The sequence below is a fragment of the Rhodococcus sp. 05-2254-6 genome, assembly GCF_002258565.1.
GTDB lineage: Bacteria > Actinomycetota > Actinomycetes > Mycobacteriales > Mycobacteriaceae > Rhodococcoides.
This window is the reverse complement of the sequence record NZ_NOZF01000153.1, coordinates 13,291-34,195: the sequence shown is the minus strand read 5'-3', so window position 1 is coordinate 34,195 and position 20,905 is coordinate 13,291. Positions and strand designations below refer to the sequence as shown.

Here is a 20,905-nt window from a genome sequence, read left to right as displayed (position 1 = left end):
CGCATGTGACTAGCTGAGTAACGGGTCGTTCCGCAGGCTCCACTCCTGGCTCGTAGCCTGCTACGAAGTTTCGTGCACGTGCGCGCAGCGCATACTGGGGTCATGACATCGGTCGTCGCGGAAGTACTCGGTTCGGATTTTGCCCGTCTGCATCCCAAGGTTCAGTGGCGCTTCGGATTGCAGTCCTCGGACGATCTCGCTCAGTTCGGAGTGGGCGTGATGGAGGAGATGACGCATTCTCGGCTGGTGCCGCCGCCGTTGCTGTGGGCCGGACGCAAGCGCGGTCTCTTTCCCGCCGGTGTCGGCAAGGACGTGCCGTTCACCATTGCCAACTATGCGTATGTCGACGAATTGGGCCGCGAGACAATGTCTTTCGTGCGTCGCTTCGCTTTCGCGGGTCGCCCGCAGGGGATGAACTCGGTGATGGTGTCCTCCGCCGAGTCCGACGCATATGCCCTGGACTATCTGGGTTTCTCTTCGGACATGGTGGTGCACACCAGGTGTGAGGTCGATGCCGATGGCGGGCTGATCCTCGAGAGCGAGGTGCCGCGATTCCTGCTCGGCCCGCTGGCACCGAAGTTGCCCAAGGTGGCGTCGGCAGTGACGATCGGTCGGGAGTGGTGGGATGCGGCCGAGGAGCGGCATCGCATCGAGATCGAGGTGAAGAGTCCGGTGCTCGGACAGCTGTTTCTCTATCGAGGGTGGTTCACTGCGGAAGAGCGGCCCTGTCTCGCCGCCGACATTCCCGATGACGCGCGTCCGCGGTCGGTCGAGTCTCGCGAATAGCGCTACTGTTACGCGTCGAACGATCTGCGTGTGAAGGAGTCAACAGTGGCCGTTGTCGAAGCCGAGATCGTGGGCGGAGTAGGGCATATCGTCCTGAACCGGCCGGAGGCTCTGAACTCGTTGAACGGTGCGATGATCGAGGGCATCCGCACCGCACTCGACGCGTGGCGAGACGACGATGCGGTCACGTCCGTTCTGGTGACGAGCAGTTCACCCAGGGCATTCTGTGCAGGCGGGGACATCAAGGCGATTCGGCAGGCCGTCGTCGACGGTGACAACGAGGCCGGCCCGGCGTATTTCGCGGCGGAGTACGACCTCGACGAACTGATCGCGAACTACCCCAAGCCGTACATCGCCGTGATCGAAGCCGCGGCTTTCGGCGGTGGATTGGGCATTTCGATTCACGGCAGCATCCGCATCGTCACCGAGAACGCCGTGTTGGCCATGCCGGAGACGGCGATCGGGTTCGTGCCGGATGTCGGGTCGAGCTATTTTCTGTCGCGCCTGCCGGGCCATGTCGGACGGTACCTGGCGCTGACGGGAACTCGTATCTCCGGATCCGATGCGCTCGCACTGGGATTGGCGACGCACTTCTGCCCCAGTGACTCGGTGGAGAGCCTGAAAACAGACATACTCGCCGGCGTTGCCGTCGACGAGGTGTTGAATCGATACACCACTGCGCCGTCGACGACCGAGCTGTCGTTCGACGCGGAGGCGGTGGCAGCGGTGTTCGAAAAGGAATCGCTCGTCGACATCATCGACGCACTGGTGTGCGACACACCGTGGTCGCGGACGACGAAGACCCAGTTGGCGACGCTGTCGCCGACATCTCTGATGGCCACCGACGCGCTGATCGCACGCGGAGCAGACAGCACGTTGCGTGAATGCCTCGATCGGGAGTTGCGGATGGCGACGTGGATCATCACCGAACCGGACTTCGCCGAGGGTGTTCGTGCAGTGTTGGTCGACAAGGACCGAGCGCCGCAATGGAAGCCTCTGGTGCTCGAGATGGTGCGACCAGAGGCATTCCAGCAGCTGCTGTGACCGGTACGGGTCAGCGGTAGCCCTTGGCGGGGTTCTGCAGGTCCAGCACGATGGTCTGGCCGTTGGAGCGCACGTGGATCTCGGGGTTCTGCAGGCCACCCGAGACGAGGTATTCGCCGAGGAGCTGGAGCAGCTCGTCGGGGCCGACGGAGGTGTCGGGGGTGCGGATGTCGCCGGTGCGGCTGCCGAGCTCGTTCTGGGTCAAGCGTCCCGCGATGCGTACCGAGGCGACACCCATGGCGGTGCGACGGTCGGGTCCCTGGCCACGACCGAGCGACGGCGAGGCGGTGGAGCCGTGAGACGTGGAGCGGCCGTTGGTGGGCAGGCCGTGTTCTGAGATCTGATCGCTTGTAGTCACTTCAACCTCGTTCGATTCCGTGGCGGGCTTCTCTGGACGACGTCGATCCGCGCGGGGGGTCGTTGAATCCGTGTCGGACGACGTTGCTGGTGCAGGCGTTGTTGCGGACGCCTTCTCGGTGGACGTGACCACTGCCTCCGACTTCTCGGTGGACGGGGTCTCGACCGCCTTCTCGGCGGGCGCTGCCGCCGAAGAATCGGTGCGGCCACCGGCGGGTGAAGCGGAGTCGGACTTCGGCGGCGTCGCCAAACGATGCGCGGGAGCGCCACCGACCTTGATCCCGGCCAGTGGGTAGTTCGATCCCTTTGTCATGTCGTTTTCCACTTCATCGTGATTCCCAGGTGGTTCCGCGCCGAGATGTCACGATCGGGTATCGATCAGGACGGGCTACTCGGCGTCGAGCACGCAGAAACGTACTCGAAGTTTGTTCGGACAGGCTGAGAGTAGCATCACGATTGTTTACGACGCTATTTTTTGACCGAAGTTCTTGTTCTGGATCCTGAACCACACAGCGAATCCCCAGGCCACGAACGCGGCGTACACGAGGTAGAGAACCGCGGACGGATAGAACCCGGCGACGATCAGCAGCGGAACACCCACGATGTCCACCGCTATCCAGATCAGCCAGAACTCGGTGAGCCCACGGGCCATTCCGAAGGTCGCCAGCATGGATCCGGTGAAGATCCACGCGTCGGCCCACTTGCCGAACGAACCGAGGTAGCCGAACAGTTGCGCGAACACCACCGTGCCGACGATCGCGACGACGAGCATCGCCGTCCGCTCCCGCGCCGTGCCCCATCGCGGCAGAACCGCGGCCCCGGACCGCTTCGAATCGCGCAGCCAGCGCATCAACCCGTAGACGCTCACGGCGATGAACATCAGCTGTCGCCCGGCCTGGCCGTACAGATCGAGTGCCTGCGGAGTATGGAACACGCCGCCGAGAAAAACGGTGAACAGCAGTGCATTTCCGATGATCCCGACCGGCCACGCCCACACGACGCGTCGCATTCCCCCGATCGCCGAGAGCAAGCCGAAACCGTTGCCGACCACCTCACGCCACAGAATCGGGTGCCCCAGAACGGAGAATTCTGCGTCGAGCAGATCGATCAGCACGGGTTGCTACTGATCACCCGCGGCGACGAGCGGTTCGAGGGTGAGCTCGGGCATCTCCTTCTGGATGTACTGCAGACGCCACTTGTCGCTCACCAGTGCCAACAGCGCGCCGTCGGTGCGAGTGAAGACCTCGACACCGCGTTGGCGACCCAGTTCGACGGCCGAGGCTGCATCGGTGCGTCGAGCAAGGGAGTATCCGAGCGGTTCCATTCGAGCGTCGACGCCGAACTCGGTCTTCATGCGTGCGGTGACCACCTCGAACTGCATGGGTCCGACGGCGGCGAGCACGGGGGACGCGTCGCCGCGAATGTCGTTGCGCAGCACCTGAACGACGCCCTCGGAATCGAGTTGCTCGACGGCGCGGCGGAACTTCTTGTACTTGTCGGCGCTGTCGACGCGCAGTGCCGAGAAGTGCTCGGGTGCGAACGACGGAATGGGCGGGAACTCGACCTTCTTGTCGGTGTAGAGCGTGTGACCCGGGGCGAGCGCGGTCGCGTTGACCAGGCCGACGATGTCTCCCGGGTAGGCGTTCTCGACGGTCGTACGATCGCGACCGAACACCGTCAACGCGTACTTGGTGGTGAACGGCTTCTTGGTTTGCGAGTGGGTGACGACCATGCCGCGCTCGAACACTCCGGACACCACGCGCATGAACGCCAGTCGGTCGCGGTGCGCGGTGTCCATGCCCGCCTGCACCTTGAACACGACGGCGCTGAACGGGTCGGTGACCTCGCGTACGCCGCCGGAGACGTCGTCACGCGGGCCGGGTGACGGCGCGAGGGCCACGAGGGTGTCGAGAATCTGCCGAACGCCGAAGTTGAGCATCGCGGAGCCGAAGATCACCGGCGACGTCTGGCCGGCCAGGAACATCTCCTGATCGTGCTGTTGACCGCTCGAGATCAGCAGATCGCTCTCCTCGACGGCGGTGTCCCAGTCGACGCCCTCACGTTCGGCGGCGGCCTCGGCCGTCATGAATTCCTCGGGAGCGATGGTCGCGCCACCAGCGGTGCGGGTGAAGCGTATGTAGCTGCCGTCCTGCACGTCGAGCAGGCCGCGGAAGTCACCGGCGATCCCGACGGGCCAGTAGAGAGGCGTCGGCGTCAGGCCGATTCGCGACTCGATCTCGTCGAGCAGCTCGAGCGGCGACTGGCCCGGGCGGTCCCACTTGTTGATGACGGTGATGACCGGGATGCCGAACTGCCGGCACACCTGGAAAAGCTTGAGCGTCTGCGGTTCGAGTCCCTTGGCGGCGTCGATCAGCATCACGGCCGCGTCGACGGCGGTCAGCACGCGGTAGGTGTCCTCGGAGAAGTCGGCGTGGCCGGGAGTGTCGACGAGGTTGATGACGTTGGTGATCTCGGCGTCGGGGGAGGTCTGGTAATTGAACTGCAGCGCAGTCGAACTCACCGAGATACCGCGGGCCTTCTCCATCTCCATCCAGTCGGAGACGGTGGAGCGGCGGCCGGCCTTGCCGTGGATGGCACCGGCCTCGGAGATGACACGGGCATGCAGGGCGAGGGCTTCGGTGAGCGTCGACTTACCGGCGTCGGGGTGCGAGATCACCGCGAATGTTCGACGCCTCGCGACCTCGGTCTCGAGCTCTTTGGCCTGGCCTCGGGTGGTCCCGGACTCGTCGAGCGCAGCCGGTCCGGACCCTTCGAGCGTTGCGTCGACGTCGGGGGTGCTGGACGGGGTACTCACGAAGACCTCATTCTCGTAGCAAGGGCGGCACCGAAAGAGTGGCCGGGGCAAAATCAAAGGATACGCGGCCCGTTGTTCCCCTCGGTCGGGGCGGGAGTGCCTACTGTGAACGGTAGGCCGGGAGATCCCTCACGAGGAGACGTGCGTTGAGCAAGTTCACCGAAGAGATGTTCGAGACCGCGAGCACCAGCAAGCACGGTCTGGTGACCGGCGAGCCCGACGAGGCGCTTCGGCAGTCCTGGGGTGAGATCCACGAGCAGGCGCGGCGAATGGCCGGGGCTCTGGCCGACGCAGGCGTCGAACACGGGGACGCGATCGGGATTCTGGCCGGTCAGCCGGTGGACATAGCGCCTGCGTGCCAGGCGACGTGGATGCGCGGGGGATCGGTGACGATGCTGCACCAGCCCACTCCGCGGACCGACCTCGCCGTCTGGGGCGAGGACACCGAGACCGTTGTGCGGATGATCGAGGCCAAGGCCGTGATTCTCGGGGCACCGTTCGACATCGCCGCACCCCTGCTCGAGGAGCGCGGAATCACCGTGCTGAAGATCGAGGACATGAAGACCGGTCGCGATATCGATCCGGTGCCGACGGCCGAGTCCGACATCGCGCTGCAGCAACTGACGTCCGGCTCGACCGGTTCGCCGAAGGCCGTGCGGATCACACACGAGAACTTCTACGTCAATGCTTACGCCATGATCGATCGCATCGAATTCGATGTCGATTCCGACGTGATGGTCAGCTGGCTGCCGCTGTTCCACGACATGGGAATGGTGGGCTTTCTGTCGGTGCCGATGCAGGTCGGCGCCGAGGTCGTCAGCATCACTCCACTGGACTTCCTGCGCTCGCCGCTGTTGTGGGCCAAGCTGATTCACAAGTACCGCGGAACCGTCACCGCAGCACCGAACTTCGCGTACTCGCTGCTGGCGCGGCGGCTGCGTCAGGCCGAGGACGATCTGGATCTCGACCTGTCCACTCTGCGCTATGCCTGGAACGGAGCCGAGCCGGTCGACCCGGACACCATGACCGCGCTCGCCGAGGCCGGGGCCCCGTACAAGCTCAACCCGCTGGCTCTGGCCCCGGTCTACGGAATGGCGGAAACGACTCTCGCAGTGTCGATTCCGGATCCCGATCAGGGACAGGTGATCGATGTGGTCGACGCGGACCTGCTCGAGACCCTCGGTCGCGCCGTCCCGTCGACCCGTGGCAACACCCGTTCGCTCGCGACGCTCGGCAAGTTCGTTCCCGGATTGGAGGGACGCGTCGTCGACAAGGAGGGACAGGTGCTCACCGCTCGCGGCGTGGGCATCATCGAGGTGCGGGGTAAGGCCGTCACCCCCGGCTACATCACCGTCGAAGGCCCGGTGTCGACGGTCGACGCGGACGGCTGGCTCGATACCGGCGACGTCGGCTACATCACCGAGGACGAACTGGTGGTCGTCTGCGGACGTATCAAGGACGTCATCATCATGGGTGGTCGCAACATCTATCCCACCGACATCGAACGGGCCGCGGGCACTGTTGCCGGTGTGCGGCCGGGCAATGCCGTCGCCATCCGGCTCGATGCCGGTGAGAAACGCGAAAGCTTCGCTGTGGCAGTGGAAACCAACGACATCGACAAGCCGGACGAGGTCAAACGCATCGAACGTGAAGTGATCCACGCGGTGCACTCGGAGGTGGGTGTGCGACCGCGAACCGTTGCGGTGTTGGGGCCGGGCAGCATTCCGAAGACGTCGAGCGGCAAACTGCGACGGGCGAATTCGGCGTCGCTACTGAACTGACGCGAACGGCGGGGACCTCACACCCTTTCTGCGGGGTGCGCGCCTGCGTTCGGACGCGAGAACAGGCGCGCGCCTCACAACAGGGGTGTGAGGTTCAGCGCGGGTGCACCCGATTCTGCGCCGCTTCCAGTCCGGCCGACAGCAGCAGCTCCGCGGCGTCCGCGGCTTCCTCGACGACGACGCCGAGATCCTTGCGCTCGGCCGCCGAGAACGGCTTGAGCACGAACGACGCCGGATCCATTCGGCCCGGTGGCCTCCCGACGCCGACGCGAACCCGTAGGTAGTCCTTGGTGCTCAGGTGCTGGGAGATCGAGCGGAGTCCGTTGTGGCCGCCTTCGCCGCCGCCGAGTTTGAGTCGCAGAGCACCGAAGTCGATGTCCAGCTCGTCGTGCACCACCACGATGTTCGCCGGCTCGATCGAGAAGAATCGCGCCAACGCAGCCACCGGCTGGCCCGAGAGATTCATGAACGTCCGCGGCTTGGCGATGATCACCGAGCGAGCGCCGAGGCGGGCCTGGACGACGTCGGAATTGGACTTCTTGTGCGAGGAGAACGCCCCGCCGATGCGTCCGGCAAGAGCGTCGGCGACCATGAAACCGACGTTGTGGCGGGTCTTTTCGTACTGCGGGCCGGGATTGCCGAGGCCGACGATCAGGGCAGGCGCTGTACTTTCGGCACTCACGGGGTCAACACTCACGCTCGTCATTGTCGCATCACGCCTTCGAAACGAACGACGCGCTGTTCCCGGTGTGGGAGCAGCGCGTCGTACGCGGTCGGTGGAGCGAGATCAGCTGTCGCTGTCCTTGCTCTCCTCGTCGGCCGAATCCTCGTGGCTCTCGGCCTCTTCCTGAGTTTCGGCCTCGCCCTCCTCGGAGATCGGCTCGGTGCCTTCGCCGTCGGCTTCGAGCTCTTCCTCGGACGGTGCCTCGGTGACGTTGACGAGCAGCTGCTCGGGGTCGGACGTCAGGGTGACGCCCTCGGGCAGCTCGACGTCCTTTGCGTAGTACTGCGTATCGATCGGGTTGTCCTCGACGGAGATGACGAAGTTCTCCGGGATCTCCAGGGCGTCGGCCTCGATCTCGATGTAGGTGGAGTCGGTGACCACCAGGGTGCCGGGCGCGGCATCGCCTTCGACGATGATGTTGACCTCGACGGTGACGCGCTCGCCCTTCTTGAGGACGAGGAGGTCGGCGTGCTCGATGCTGCGACGGATCGGGTGCACGACGATCGACTTGGTCAGCGCCAGCTGCGACTTGCCGTCGATGTCGAGGGTGAGCACGGCGTTGGTGCCGTCGTTACGCAGCACAGCTGCGAACGCGCGAGCGTCCAGCGCGAGGTGCTGGGGGTCGGTGGCGTGTCCGTACAGAACGGCGGGAACGAGGCCGTCGCGACGTGCGCGGCGAGCTGCGCCCTTGCCGAATTCGGTGCGGACCTGCGCAGTGAGATTGTTTACCTTCGATGCCATGGTGCTACATGCTCCTGATAACTGTGGTTCGTGCGGCGTACTTCGTCGGGCGGTCAAGCTCGTCGGGGCGGACACGAACGAGCGCGGCCAACGGGGCCGAGCCGCGTCGATTACGGTGGATCCGGAACGATTCGGATCTACCCTCGCCGAGACAACCTGGGAAACAATACACGACCACGTCTTGTGCGTGGAAGCTCGACCCCTGCTAGGAGCCCGGAGTGGAGCCGGCGTAACGACCGCAGTTACTGCCGTGCACCTGCGAGCGCAGCGAGCAGATCCGACGCGATGCCCCGTGCCACCACGATGGCGTCATCGCGAGCTCCCGCCGTCCCCATGACCACGGCACCCTCGTGCAGCACCGACAGTCGGGTTCCCAGCTGTTCGGCGTCGGGGTATCCGGCTTCGGTGGCCAGTCGCGCGAACAACGATCTGGTCCAGGCTTTCTCGGACTCGATGATCGCGAGCACCGGGCTGTCGGTGCCGCCGAACTCGGCGAAGGCGTTGACGAATCCGCAGCCGCGATGGTTGTCGCGCATCCAGACGTCCAGGGCGTCGTACACCCCGAGGATCCGGGTGTCACCGGGTTCGAGGGCATCGACGAATTCCGTCACGTGATCGCACCACAGAGCGTATCGACGGGTGAGGTATCGCTGCACCAGGCCGTCCTTGGAGCCGAATCGGTCGTACAGGGTCTTCTTCGTGGTGCCGGCCTCCTCAGCGATCAGGTCGACTCCGACGGCTCGGATGCCGCGCGCGTAGAACAGCTCGCTCGCGACGGTCAGGATGCGTTCTCCGGCGGGGGTGAGGGGCTTGTCGAGCATGGTTGCCTTCCGAAAGCGCTGGTGAGAAGCAGGTGCACTGCAAGTATACAGACCTGTATGTTTACCTCGCAGCATGAAAGCGAATGTCGACGCCGTCGCAGGTACGGCCCTGGTGGTGCTGTGGAGTTCGGGCTTCATCGGAGCCGAACTCGGTACAGCCGAAGCCCCCGCGCACACTCTGCTGGCCTGGCGTTATGTCGCGGCTGCGGTGCTACTGATCGCCTGGTGCCGATATCGCAGGCTGACCCCCACCTGGCGTGCCATCCGAATCCACGCAGTCCTCGGCCTCTTCTGTCAGTTCCTGTACCTCGGTGCCACGATCACCGGGATCGGGATGGGAGTGCCGCCTGGAGTCGCCGCATTGATCGCCGCACTTCAGCCGCTGGTCGTCGCGACGGCGTCGAGCAGGATCTTCGCCGAACGCGTCGGAGGACGGCAGAGTCTGGGGCTCGTCGTCGGCATCGCGGGTGTCTCGCTGGTGGTGCTGGGGGACCTGTCCGGTGCCGACCTCGCCTGGCCCGTCTATCTACTACCGGCGGCCGGAATGCTGGCTCTGTCGATGGGCACGATCGGTCAGCGAGTGCTGGCACCGAAGGAACCGATCGCACTGTCGATGGCCATCCAATGTTCCATCAGTGCAGTCGGTTTCATGACGTGGAGCGCGTTGGCCGGTGATGTCGCACCGCCCATGACGACGGGCTTCTGGGCGGCCGTGGCGTGGACGGTCGTGCTCTCGACCTTCGGTGCGTACGGCGCGTACCTGTTCGTGGTGCGTCGCAACGGGCCCACCCGCGCCAGCGTGTTGCTCTACCTGACCCCGCCGACGACGATGGTGTGGGCCTGGATCATGTTCGGCGACGCGATCACCTGGCTCGGACTCGGTGGGCTGGTGATCTCCGCAGTCGGTGTGGCCGCCTATGTGAGCGGAACGTCAACCCCTGCTACGAGCCCGGAATGGAGCCTGCGGAACGACCAAAAACCGGTCACGCACCTGCGAGCGCAGTGAGCATCGTGTCCAATTCGGCGAATGTGACGAAATAGTGGGGAGATGCACGAACGACCGCGTCGAGCCCCCGGCCGGTCATGTCCAGGCGGGTCGAGCTGCGATGGCTGACGGTCACGGTCACCCCGCGCTCCCCGAGTCGGTCGCGCACGGCCACGGGATCTTCGCCGTCCACGGTGAACGAGACGATGCCGTTCTTGCGGTCGCCGAGGTCGTGCACGGTCACTCCGGGGATCTTCCGGAGCCCGGCCCGCAGGTATTCGGCACGTTCGACAACGGCCTCCTCGACCTGGTCGACGCCGAGCTCGAGGAGATAGTCGACGGCCGCCCCGAGCGCGAGCCTGGCCGCGATGTCGCATTCCCAGAACTCGAATCGCGTGGCATCGTCGGCCATTCGGTACGTCTGTCGGTCGACCCATTGAGCGCTGTGCAGGTCGAGGGCCGGCGGATGCAGTGTCGACGCCAATCCCGGTCGCAGGTAGAGGAAGCCGGTTCCGCGGGGGCCGCGCAGCCATTTGCGGCCGGTGGCCGAGAGAGCATCGACTCCCAATTCCTCGACGTCGATGCGCATCTGCCCGATGGACTGGCAGGCGTCGAGCAGGACCAGTGCGCCGTGGCGGTGCGCGAGATCGGCGACAGCACGGGCAGGATTGATCAGACCGCCGTTGGTGGGGGCGTGCACCACCGAGACCAGTTTCACCCGGTCGTCGAGCATCGATTCGAGTGCGTGCACGTCGATGCGTCCCGATTCGTCACTCGGGACGATCTCCACCGTTGCGCCGGTGACCTCGGCGCGGTGGAGGGCGGAGATCGCGTTGCTGGCGTACTCGGCCTCGCCCAGCAGTATTCGATCACCGGGGGACAGCGGCACCGAGTAGAAGAAGTCTGTCCAGGCCCTGGTCGCAGAATCGCTCAGTGCGATGCTCGCTGCCGGGGCTCCGATCAAGGTTCCGATCGAGGTCTTGACCGCGGCGAGATCGTCGAGTCGTTCGTTCGCGGCCCGGTACCCACCGATTTCCGCTTCCCGGCGCAGGTGTTCGATCGCGGTATCGAGGACGACGGTCGGAGGTAGAGACGATCCGGCGCTGTCGAGAAAGACCCGGCCCGACGCACCGGGGGTGTCGCGTCGAATGCGGTCGTGATCAAGCATCGGTCGTCCTTTCGGTAGCGAACTCTCGGGCACCAGAGTTCCACAATCGGTAGCCTCGATCAGACGAGGGATCGCGGCGTTTTCGATCCCCGCGGCTGGGTACGTACTCCGAGCGGAGAACGTGTTGAGTGCGGAAAGAAGGAATGAGTGTCGTCCAACGAGAAGTCTCTCGGGCTGAGCTCGCGCCCAGCAGCAGAGGCATATGTATCGAAGGTGTGTTTCAAGCTGGGGCCACCGGCTCTCATCGGTGCCGAACTCGAGTGGCTCACCGCCCTCGACGACGGAACGCGTCCGACCCTCCCAGCTCTGGCCGCTGCGCTCGGTGTTCACTCCCCGCGCAGTATCGATCCCGAGTCACCCGCCCTGTCGTTGCCGGGCGGCAGCATCGTCACCGTCGAACCCGGCGGTCAGGTCGAATTGTCCAGTTCGCCTTATCTATCCGTTTCCCAACTCGCACCGATGCTCGACGCCGATGCGCGGTTGCTACGGGACATTCTCGGTAAGGCCGGCATCGATATCGCGTCCGTTCCGGCCGATACTGCTCGGGCACCCGAACGTCTCCTCGTGCTACCGCGGTACTGCGCGATGGAGAATCGGTTCACCACCATCGGCCCCTTCGGAAAGCTGATGATGTGCAACACCGCAGCGGCTCAAGTGAGCGTCGACGCGGGTCGTGATCGTGCCGAGGTCGCCGCGCGCTGGCACATGCTCCACGTCATCGGGCCTGCCTTCGTGGCTGCGTTCGCTCGATCTCCCGAACTTTCCGGTGCACCCGCGGGACGCTGGGCATCCCAGCGGATGCGGACCTGGCTCGAACTCGATTCCAGCAGAACGGATTCGAGCAGAACGTCGGCGCCCAACACCGGCGACCCGATCACCGACTACGCACGGTGGGCGCTCGACGTTCCGTTGCTCTGCATCCAGGGCGTCACGCAGAACTGGGAAGCGCCGCCCGGCACCACGTTCGCGCAATGGGTGGACGATCCCGGCATCGTCGGACGCCCGCCGACCTACAGCGATCTGGACTATCACCTGACCACCCTGTTCCCTCAGGTGCGCGCCTGCGGGCACTTCGAGATTCGCTATCTCGACGCGCAGCCGGACGGGCAGTGGGTGGTTCCGGCGGCGGCGTTCGAGGCGCTGCTGTCCACACCCGAACTGGTGGCCCGAGCCACCGAGATCGGCGGCGGTACGGCGGGACGGTGGCTCGACGCGGCCCGCGTCGGGCTGGCAGATCGCGAGCTCCGCACAGCCGCAACCGAATTGCTCGATCTCGCAGCGGAGGTCGGTGGCGAGTTCTCCGACCACCTGTCGGCAGCGTCTCGCCGGTGCAGTGCCGGCGAGCCGCCCAGCGAACTCGACACGGCGGCACGGGAACTTCGGACTCGAAAGGAATCGGTGTGAGCGTCGAACAACTCAGGAACAGGATAGAAACCGTACTCACGCGCAGCCGAGCCCGCAGTGCGGCGCTCACCGATTGCGTGGACGAGACCGAATTGATGTCGCAGCATTCGCCGTTGATGAGCCCGCTGGTCTGGGATCTCGCCCATATCGGTAGCCAGGAAGAGCTCTGGCTCGTCCGCGATGTCGGTGGACGGGATCCGGTGCGTCCCGACATCGACGAGCTGTACGACGCCTTCAAGCACTCTCGTTCCTCGCGTACGTCGCTTCCGCTGCTCACTCCGGACGAGGCGCGCGTCTACGTCCAGACCGTCCGTGACAAGGCCTGGGATGTACTCGACCACAGCACTTTCGAGGGTAGGCCGGTCGAGAAACATGGCTTTGCATTCGGCATGATCGCCCAGCACGAGCAGCAACACGACGAGACCATGCTCGCGACCCATCAACTGCGTTCGGGACCTGCGGTTCTGACCGCTCCTGCGCCTCCCAGTTCGGCCACACCGGTGTCGGGCGAGGCCGTCATCGCCGGTGGATCGTTCTCGATGGGGACCTCGCTCGATCCGTGGGCTCTCGACAACGAGCGACCGGCCCACACGGTGCACGTGCCGACGTTCGCCATCGACCGAGCCCCGATCACCAACGCGCAGTTCATGGACTTCATTGCCGACGGCGGTTACGAACGCCGCGAGCTGTGGACCGACAAGGGGTGGCAGCATCGCGTCGACGCGAACCTGACCGCGCCGCAGTTCTGGGAGTCCGACTCCGACGGCACCTGGTGGCGTCGGAGTTTCGGAGTGCGCCGTCCGGTGCGACCGCATCAGCCCGTCGTGCACGTGTGCTGGTTCGAAGCCGACGCCTACGCGCGGTGGGCAGGCAAGCGTCTGCCGACGGAGGCGGAGTGGGAGAAAGCTGCGCGATTCGACGCCGAGACCCGCACCAGCAACGCCTACCCGTGGGGCGACGCCGAACCCACTGCGGTACATGCCAATTTGAATCAACGGCATCTGGAACCGGCAGACGTCGGCGCGTATCCCGACGGTGCCTCTGCAGCAGGCGTGCACCAACTCATCGGTGACGTGTGGGAGTGGACCTCCTCCGATTTCGAGCCGTACCCCGGCTTCGAGGCCTTCCCGTACGCCGAGTACTCCGAGGTGTTTCTCCGTGGCGACTACAAGGTGTTGCGCGGCGGGTCGTTCGGCACCGACGAGGTGGCGTGCCGGGGCACGTTCCGTAACTGGGACCACCCGATCCGCCGCCAGATCTTCAGTGGGTTCCGGTTGGCCCGAGACGTCGAGCCCGGCTGAATGTGCCGTCATCTCGGGTATCTCGGCCCCCGCACGTCCGTCGGGGGAGTGCTCACAGACGGTGAGCACAGTCTGCGTGTGCAGGCGTATGCCCCCAGCGACATGCGCGGCGGCGGCACCATCAATGCCGACGGATTCGGTGTCGCGTGGTGGGACGGCGACGCAGCCGCGCACAGCTACCGCAATCCCATGCCCATCTGGACCGATCCGGCGGTGGACGATGTTCTGCCGCACATCGATTCGACGTCGGTGATCGCGGCGGTGCGATCGGCGACCGTGGGAATGCCGGTGGAGCGCACCGCCTGCGCCCCCTTCACCGACGGCCGTTGGGCGTTCAGCCACAACGGTGTGGTGTTCGGTTGGCCGCAGTCGATGGCCGACCTGTGGTCGGAGGTGCCGCCCGTCGACGCGCTCGCATTACCTGCGCCGACCGATGCCGCCGCTCTGTGGGTCGTGCTGCAGAACCTGCTGCGCACCCACGATCCCGAGTCGGCACTGCGCATGCTGGTCCGCAGGGTTCTCGCAACCTCGTCCAAGGCGCGCTTGAATTTTCTGCTGTCGGACGGCCAGAGCATGTACGCCACGGCGGTGCATCATTCGCTGTCGGTTCTGCGGACCGAGGATTCGGTGACGATCGCCTCCGAACCCCTCGACGATCGACCCGACTGGATTTTCATCGACGACCGACGCATGGTCGTCGCCACGACAACCGATCTCACCATTTCCAGCCTGGAATCATAAAGGAGCGTCATGAGCACGGTGGACGTACATCTGGCCGACACAGCATTGCTCGACGAGTTGCGTAAGGACGTGCGGGACGGTCTCACTGCCGACCCGAAGTGGCTCTCGCCCAAGTACTTCTACGACGCGCTGGGCAGCGAGCTCTTCGAGCAGATCACGGTGCTGCCGGAGTACTACCCGACGCGTACCGAGCGCGCCCTCCTCGAGGGGCACGCCCTGGACGTCGCCGAAGCAACCGGATCGACGATGTTGATCGAGCTGGGCTCCGGCTCGTCGGAGAAAACGAAAATCCTGCTCTCCGCTGGGGTGAAGCATGGATCGCTCGAAACCTATGTACCGCAGGATGTATCCGTCACGGCCCTCGAGGGTGCCATCGAGCAGATCTCGCACGAGTTCCCGGCGCTCGAGGTGCGCGGCATCGTCAGCGATTTCACCGACACGCTGCACAATCTGCCCAGCGGCCAGGCACGGACGATCGCATTCCTGGGCGGAACGCTCGGCAACCTGATCCCCGAGGAACGCCGGGAGTTTCTCGGAGCCATCGCCGACGCCCTGGATCCGGGCGAGTATCTGTTGCTCGGTGTCGGTCTGGTGATCGATCCGAAGGTTCTCGTTCCGGCCTACGACGACGCCGCTGGAGTGACTGCGAAGTTCAACCGAAACGTGTTGTCGGTGATCAACTCTCGCCTGGGCGGCAACTTCGATCCCGATGCCTTCGAGCATGTCGCGCTGTGGAATGCCGAGCAGGAGTGGATCGAGATGCGGCTACGCGCCAACGCGCCGCAGGAGGTGTACCTCGCCGACCTCGATCTGCAGGTGCACTTCGACGCCGGTGAAGACCTCCGCACCGAGATCTCGGCGAAATTCCGGCCGGAGGGAATCACCGAAGAACTCGCTGCGGCGGGATTCGGCGTCGAACATCTCTGGTCCGACGCCGAATCCCGCTTCGCACTCATTCTTGCGCGCAAGCACGGGTAGCTGGTCCACCGGAGTGGGCACCAGTGCACACAACGACGGCCGATCGACGGAATCCCGTCGATCGGCGTCGCTAGTGCGCAACCCTGCCCGCCGCAGCCGCGTATTCACGGGAGTCGACGGTCCGTTGCTGCGATCGACTTCCGGCGACGCCGCACCACGGTGATGATTTCGTCCACGACGCGATCGAGGTCGGCAAGCGCCGTGGCCGCCGAGTAGCGCAGCACCAACCATCCATCGAGCACCAACTCGTTCTGGCGTCGACGATCGTTGTTGAACGTGGCGGGATCCGTGTGGAACTCTCGGCCATCGATTCCGACGATCACTCGTGCGGAAAAGTCGACCAGGTCGCCGTAGAACTTTCCGACGCGCGCATTGATCTCCATCGTGAAGTTGCGGGCTGTCAACGCCCGCGCTACTACTCGCTCCGGCTCTGATCGTGTTCTGGGACAGCACGTTCGAAGCTGCTTCCGGACGGAAGCCATCCCGTGCATTCCCTTCGACGTGTCACACAGGGCGGCAACCCGTCGCCACGGCAGATGATGGTCGATGGCGTCGTCGAAGAATTTCTCGAGATCGGGCGTCGACAACGAGGTCGCGACGTCGACGAATGTCTGCTCCAGCGACACCACTCGCAGGCCTCGGTGGAGCTGGACCTCGACGAGGCGTCGGCGATGAACTCGAACCCACGGCACCGATCTCGACTGGACGTTCGGGGCCACCGTGACGGAGACGAGTCGCGGTTCGTAGTCGATCAGTCCCCACAACCAGGCCGCACTGTCGTGGCTCAGCACGGCGTCCGGTTTCCACAGAAGCGCACCGGTGCACAGTCCGAGGTAGTCCGGTTTCTCCGTCGCGTAGACCTTCGGCAGCAGGCGCACGAGCTCCCCCGACCGCGACCGTCTCGAAATGCCGCTCGTACTGAGCCCCTGCGCCACCAATTGCTGCACTGTGTAAACCCCCATGGCTACACCGTTGCGGCTGAGGAGCCTCTGCAACAGTGGCAATCTCGCAATTGTGGATAACTCGATGACGTTATCCACAGGCAGTGCCCGGCAGAGTGGGCACCAGTGCACACAACGACGGCCGATCGACGGAATCCCGTCGATCGGCGTCGCTAGTGCGCAACCCTGCCCGGCCAGCATCACCCAGCACTGTCGAACACGAGGCTAGGCATCCGCCAACGCGACCACCGGCGAAATTCGATTCGCCCGTCGTGCCGGAGTCAGTGATGCCCCGAGTGCGAGGAGGCCACCGCACAGCACGGTTCCAGCGATGACGGCCCACGGCAGAGTGGGAGCCGTGAGTCCGCGTGAATCCAGTGAGCCGAGCAGCGATTGTGCTGCGGCCCAGCCGTATCCGATGCCGAGGATCAGCCCGAAGCCCATCGAGGCGACCACCATCTGGCTGCTCTCCGAGACGATCATCGACCGAATCTGCTTGCGGGTGAATCCAAGTGCACGCAACAGACCGATCTCTCGGGTGCGCTGCAGAATGCTCAGCAGCAGGTTGTTCACCATCCCGACTGCCGCGATCACAGCCGAGAAGCCGATGAGTCCGGTCATGATTCCCACTGTCACGGTGAGGACCTGGTCGACGGAGGCTTCGTCGAACTCGTTGACGAGCATCGCCCGGTAGCTGTACATCGCGACCGCGAACGTGGTCACCAGCGTCACCCCGATCAGCAATCCCACCGCGGTGCGGGTGCTGCGATCCGGATAGCGAATTGCGTTGGCCGAGGCCAATTTTGCTGCAGGTCCGCGTCCGAACAGTTTCCCGACCAGCCTCAGCGTCGCGGGCAGAATTCGATAGGCGCCGACCATGATGCCGGTGAACGAGGCGACACCGCCGAGGAACGCGACCAGCACACCCGTCGGGTTCACCATCCCGATCAGGATTCCGAGGCCGAGCAGTGCCACTCCGCCGGCGATCAGCACGATCGACATGCCCGTCCTGATTCGACGCGACCGCGGAGCCTCCACTCCCGTGTCCACGGCACCCCCGGTTGCCTGAACAGGAGTCACGTCCAGCACTTTTCGAGACCCGACGTAGGACGCGAGAGTCGTCGTCAGCACCACGATGACCACCGGCAGGATCACCAGCGGTTGGACGGACGTGTACTCCACGTCCGGCAGCTGACCGGCCGAGACCGCAACGGCTCGCGCGAGATGACTGGCTCCGACGCCGAGAACCGAACCGAGTGCACCACCGAACAATCCGACGAGGAAGCCCTCCCTGGCTACCGATCGACGCAGGTCACGCGCCCGTGCACCCAGTAAGCGCAGAAGAGCGATGGTGCGGGTGCGGCCCGCGACGATCGTCGCGAACGTGTTCGAGGTGACCACCGCTGCGACATACAGTGCGAGACCGATGAACACCAGCGCCACGCTGTACAGCGCGGTGATGGCAGAGCCCTCCATCTCGCCGAAGATGTCGACCAGAAAGGCCGTCGCCTGAATCAACACCACACCGAAGAACGACGCGAGCGAGGTCACCAGAAGACTGGCACCGTGCTCCTTCGACGCCTGAGCCGACGTCAACCCACTCATCGGACGCTCTCCATTCCCAGCATGTAGCTCGAAACCTGTTCCGCACTCGAACGCCCCAGTTCGTTGACGATGTGACCGTCGGCGAGGAAGACGATGCGATCGGCGTAGCTCGCCGCGATGGGGTCGTGGGTGACCATCACGATCGACTGGCCGTACTCGCGCACCGCCGCAGCGAGAAGGCCGAGAACCTCACGGCCGGTGCGGGAATCGAGATTGCCGGTGGGTTCGTCGGCGAAGATCAGATGTGGACGGGTCCCCAGCGCGCGGGCGATCGCGACGCGCTGCTGCTGCCCACCCGAGAGCTGATGCGGTCGGTGGTTCACCCGCGCCTGCAACCCCAGAGTGTCGATGAGCTGCTCGATCCAGGCCGCCTCCTCGGCGGTGGGTGCACGGCCGTCGAGTTCGAACGGCAGCAGGATGTTGCCTCGAACATCGAGGGTGGGAACGAGATTGAAGGACTGGAAGATGAAGCCGACCTGCTTGCGTCGCAGCGTGGTCAGAGCGTCGTCGTTCGCCGAGGTGATGTCTGCACCGGCCAGCATCAGATGACCCGAGCTGGCGTTGTCCAATCCCGCCATCACATGCATCAGGGTCGATTTGCCGGAACCGGACGGCCCCATGATGGCGGTGAACTGGCCACCGTGAATGTCGAGAGAGACGTTGTCGAGGGCGCTCACCGGATTGGTCGAGTCGCCGAAATGTTTGCTGACTTGGAATGCCCGGGCAACAGGGCCTGCTGTGATCGTCATGCCCACAACGCTATGAACTCAGCGGCCCCGAGTAATCAGGCGCGAGTCTCTGCGTCGTACATCTACAGGATGACTTCGGCGTCAGTCCCAAGCAGGTCAAGGTGAGTTGAGTCCGTGCTCGAATGCGTAGACCACCAACTGCACTCTGTCACGCAGGTGCAGCTTGGCGAAGATGCGACTGATGTGCGTTTTCACCGTCGCCTCGCTGAGGAATTCCATCTCGGCGATCTCGGAGTTGCTCAGCCCGCGGGCGGTGAGTCGGAAGAGTTCCTTCTCCCGCGCCGTGAGGGTGGCGAACTCGGCCGGCACCTTCGGCACCACCGGTGTCGGCGTGAAATGCGCCAGCAGACCCGTCGTCGCCGACGCGGCGATCACCGAGTTGCCTGCATGAACCGTCCGGATCGCGGCGAGCAGAAATTCCGGGTCGGCATCCTTGAGTACGAATCCGCTTGCCCCGGAACGAATCGCTCGCGCCGCACTCTCGTCGAGGTCGAACGTCGTCAGGACCAGAATCCGCGGTGCAGTATCGGATCCGGCCACGATCTGCTCGGTCGCGGCGATACCGTCGAGCACCGGCATCCGGACGTCCATGAGCATCACATCGGGACGTGCCGACGCGGCGAGCTCGACGGCTTCCTTCCCGTTGCCCGCCTCACCGACGAACTCCAGATCGGGCTGCGAGGAGATGAGCATGCGAATGCCCGCGCGGAACAACTGCTGATCGTCGACCAGCGCTACCTTGATTCGATCGGACATCAGCTGATTCCCTTCGTGGACGAGCCGGCCGCAGGAAGCCAGGCTGTCACGGTCCACGACGATCCGTCGCCGGACGCGGTGCACTTGCCACCGGCGAGGCTGGCGCGTTCTTTCATACCGGCGATTCCGTGGCCGCCCGATTCCGACGCCGAACGCGCCGAGGGCACACTGTTGCGCACCGTCAGTTCGATGCCGGCAGAGTCGGATTCGATGGTGACGGTCACCGGCTTGTCGGGGTCGCCGTGACGTAGGGCATTGGTCAGCGATTCCTGCGCGATCCGATAGAGCGCCAGGTGCGCACCGGCACCCAACGACACCGAATCGGTGTCGATCGACGAGTCGATGGTCAGGCCGGTCGCACGCACTTGGTCGAACAGACGCTCGAGATCGTCGGGGGTGGGGTTCGGGAGATCGCCCTGACTGTGGCGCAGCTGTCCGAGCAACACCCGAACGTCGGACAGTGCTTCGCGCGCGGTGTCGGAGATGGTCGTCAGGGCAGTGTCGACGGCAGCGGGGTCGACGGCGCGGACATAGCGTGCACCGTCGGCCTGCGCGATCACCACGGCGAGCGAATGCGCCACGATGTCGTGCATGTCGCGGGCAATTCTGTTGCGCTCCTGCTCGATTGCCACTTCGTGTTCGGCGCGGGCCTGATGTACTTCCGCGAGCTCACGCGCGTGTGCGGATTCGATGGCGGTGCGCCGGGCATAGGCCAAGCGACCCAGGGCCCAGGACAACCCGAGCATCGCCCACAGGCCGACGAGGAGGAAGGCGAACTGTAGGAGTCGGGGTTCCTGGTAGCCCTCCTCCGTGGCCGGGCCGAACGGATTGCCGTCCACGAACGCCAGGTACAGAGCCGCTATCACGCCACCGGCGACGGCCGACGCGAGCCCGAGGCGTCGAAGCACGTTGTCGCCGTACGCGGCCGAGCAGTACAGAATCGCGAAGATTGCGATGTCTGCAGAGAGGGGGAGTACCCCGCTGACCATCTGCACGACGGCCAGCACCCAGGCCAGTGCCAACGACAGTCGCGGTGACCGTCGCCGAACCGCCAGCGCGACGCCGAAACCGACCAGGACGCCGAAGCCGGCGGAACCGTAGGGACCGTACAGCGTGGACGACGTCATGAGCAGAACGAAGACGACGGCGTAGGCGACGTCGAGCACCTGCCGTGAGATCGAACGCTTGCGCAGCACTCGATCAGACTA

The 20,905-nt window shown here is 64.9% G+C and carries 20 protein-coding genes; 8 read left to right on the top strand and 12 right to left on the bottom strand.

Going from position 1 to position 20,905, the window contains the following annotated elements; all coding sequences use genetic code 11:
- Positions 1 to 102 precede the first annotated feature (102 nt).
- Complete coding sequence (locus CH256_RS21095) at positions 103 to 786, top strand: DUF4166 domain-containing protein (RefSeq protein WP_094639566.1); 684 nt, start codon at positions 103 to 105, stop codon at positions 784 to 786.
- 45 nt (positions 787 to 831) lie between these two features.
- Positions 832 to 1,830, top strand: a complete 999-nt coding sequence (locus CH256_RS21090) for an enoyl-CoA hydratase/isomerase family protein (protein WP_094670522.1) — start codon at positions 832 to 834, stop codon at positions 1,828 to 1,830.
- A gap of 10 nt (positions 1,831 to 1,840) precedes the next feature.
- Here the strand turns inward: CH256_RS21090 and CH256_RS21085 are convergent, their stop codons facing one another.
- The 3 genes from CH256_RS21085 to CH256_RS21075 form a co-directional block, all read right to left on the bottom strand.
- Positions 1,841 to 2,500 carry a hypothetical protein gene (locus CH256_RS21085; protein ID WP_068049833.1) on the bottom strand — a complete coding sequence of 220 codons (660 nt, stop codon included), beginning with the start codon at positions 2,498 to 2,500 and terminating at the stop codon, positions 1,841 to 1,843.
- A 147-nt stretch (positions 2,501 to 2,647) separates the two neighbouring features.
- A complete protein-coding gene (pnuC, locus tag CH256_RS21080; protein ID WP_094670521.1) occupies positions 2,648 to 3,301 on the bottom strand; it encodes a nicotinamide riboside transporter PnuC in 654 nt (217 codons plus the stop codon).
- 6 nt (positions 3,302 to 3,307) lie between these two features.
- Positions 3,308 to 5,002, bottom strand: a complete 1,695-nt coding sequence (locus CH256_RS21075; protein ID WP_037192020.1) for a peptide chain release factor 3 — start codon at positions 5,000 to 5,002, stop codon at positions 3,308 to 3,310.
- 146 nt (positions 5,003 to 5,148) lie between these two features.
- Between CH256_RS21075 and CH256_RS21070 the strand changes: the two genes are divergently transcribed.
- The gene (locus CH256_RS21070) at positions 5,149 to 6,783 is read left to right on the top strand and encodes a fatty acyl-AMP ligase (RefSeq protein ID WP_094670520.1); all 1,635 of its coding nucleotides are present in this window, start codon (positions 5,149 to 5,151) and stop codon (positions 6,781 to 6,783) included.
- Positions 6,784 to 6,877: 94 nt separating this feature from the next.
- Here CH256_RS21070 and pth read toward each other — a convergent pair whose 3' ends face one another.
- From pth to CH256_RS21055, 3 genes are all read right to left on the bottom strand, one after another.
- Positions 6,878 to 7,480 (bottom strand): aminoacyl-tRNA hydrolase, encoded by a 603-nt coding sequence (gene pth / locus CH256_RS21065; protein ID WP_256989504.1) that lies wholly within the window; start codon positions 7,478 to 7,480, stop codon positions 6,878 to 6,880.
- A gap of 90 nt (positions 7,481 to 7,570) precedes the next feature.
- Positions 7,571 to 8,248, bottom strand: a complete 678-nt coding sequence (locus CH256_RS21060) for a 50S ribosomal protein L25/general stress protein Ctc (RefSeq protein WP_068049809.1) — start codon at positions 8,246 to 8,248, stop codon at positions 7,571 to 7,573.
- A gap of 242 nt (positions 8,249 to 8,490) precedes the next feature.
- A complete protein-coding gene (locus tag CH256_RS21055; protein ID WP_068049811.1) occupies positions 8,491 to 9,069 on the bottom strand; it encodes a TetR/AcrR family transcriptional regulator in 579 nt (192 codons plus the stop codon).
- A gap of 73 nt (positions 9,070 to 9,142) precedes the next feature.
- On the opposite strand from CH256_RS21055, the gene CH256_RS21050 reads away from it, so the two are divergent.
- Positions 9,143 to 10,075: a DMT family transporter gene (locus CH256_RS21050; RefSeq protein ID WP_068049813.1), complete on the top strand. Its 933-nt coding sequence runs from the start codon at positions 9,143 to 9,145 to the stop codon at positions 10,073 to 10,075.
- Here the strand turns inward: CH256_RS21050 and CH256_RS21045 are convergent.
- Entirely contained in the window at positions 10,053 to 11,222 is a 1,170-nt protein-coding gene (locus CH256_RS21045; protein ID WP_094670518.1) for an aminotransferase class V-fold PLP-dependent enzyme, read from the bottom strand. The genes CH256_RS21050 and CH256_RS21045 overlap by 23 nt on opposite strands.
- A 147-nt stretch (positions 11,223 to 11,369) precedes the next feature.
- Here CH256_RS21045 and egtA point away from each other — a divergent pair, with 147 nt between their 5' ends.
- Genes egtA through egtD form a run of 4 tightly spaced genes read left to right on the top strand, consistent with a single transcriptional unit; the run spans position 11,370 to position 15,646 of the window.
- Positions 11,370 to 12,626: an ergothioneine biosynthesis glutamate--cysteine ligase EgtA gene (egtA, locus tag CH256_RS21040; protein ID WP_094670517.1), complete on the top strand. Its 1,257-nt coding sequence runs from the start codon at positions 11,370 to 11,372 to the stop codon at positions 12,624 to 12,626.
- Positions 12,623 to 13,927, top strand: a complete 1,305-nt coding sequence (gene egtB, locus CH256_RS21035) for an ergothioneine biosynthesis protein EgtB (protein WP_094670516.1) — start codon at positions 12,623 to 12,625, stop codon at positions 13,925 to 13,927. Before egtA ends, egtB begins: the two co-directional genes overlap by 4 nt.
- Positions 13,928 to 14,668, top strand: a complete 741-nt coding sequence (gene egtC, locus CH256_RS21030) for an ergothioneine biosynthesis protein EgtC (protein ID WP_094670515.1) — start codon at positions 13,928 to 13,930, stop codon at positions 14,666 to 14,668.
- 9 nt (positions 14,669 to 14,677) lie between these two features.
- Entirely contained in the window at positions 14,678 to 15,646 is a 969-nt protein-coding gene (gene egtD, locus CH256_RS21025) for an L-histidine N(alpha)-methyltransferase (protein ID WP_094670514.1), read from the top strand.
- A 104-nt stretch (positions 15,647 to 15,750) separates the two neighbouring features.
- Here egtD and CH256_RS21020 read toward each other — a convergent pair whose 3' ends face one another.
- The 5 genes from CH256_RS21020 to CH256_RS21000 all read right to left on the bottom strand — a co-directional run bounded on the left by CH256_RS21020 (position 15,751) and on the right by CH256_RS21000 (position 20,893).
- Positions 15,751 to 16,608 (bottom strand): DUF559 domain-containing protein, encoded by an 858-nt coding sequence (locus CH256_RS21020; protein WP_094670513.1) that lies wholly within the window; start codon positions 16,606 to 16,608, stop codon positions 15,751 to 15,753.
- A 204-nt stretch (positions 16,609 to 16,812) separates the two neighbouring features.
- A complete protein-coding gene (locus CH256_RS21015) occupies positions 16,813 to 18,192 on the bottom strand; it encodes an ABC transporter permease (protein ID WP_094670512.1) in 1,380 nt (459 codons plus the stop codon).
- The gene (locus CH256_RS21010; RefSeq protein ID WP_094670511.1) at positions 18,189 to 18,941 is read right to left on the bottom strand and encodes an ABC transporter ATP-binding protein; all 753 of its coding nucleotides are present in this window, start codon (positions 18,939 to 18,941) and stop codon (positions 18,189 to 18,191) included. Before CH256_RS21010 ends, CH256_RS21015 begins: the two co-directional genes overlap by 4 nt.
- Positions 18,942 to 19,037: 96 nt before the next feature.
- Positions 19,038 to 19,697 carry a response regulator gene (locus CH256_RS21005; RefSeq protein WP_094670510.1) on the bottom strand — a complete coding sequence of 220 codons (660 nt, stop codon included), beginning with the start codon at positions 19,695 to 19,697 and terminating at the stop codon, positions 19,038 to 19,040.
- Positions 19,697 to 20,893 carry a sensor histidine kinase gene (locus tag CH256_RS21000; protein ID WP_094670509.1) on the bottom strand — a complete coding sequence of 399 codons (1,197 nt, stop codon included), beginning with the start codon at positions 20,891 to 20,893 and terminating at the stop codon, positions 19,697 to 19,699. The genes CH256_RS21005 and CH256_RS21000 overlap by 1 nt, the downstream gene beginning before the upstream one ends.
- Positions 20,894 to 20,905 lie beyond the last annotated feature (12 nt).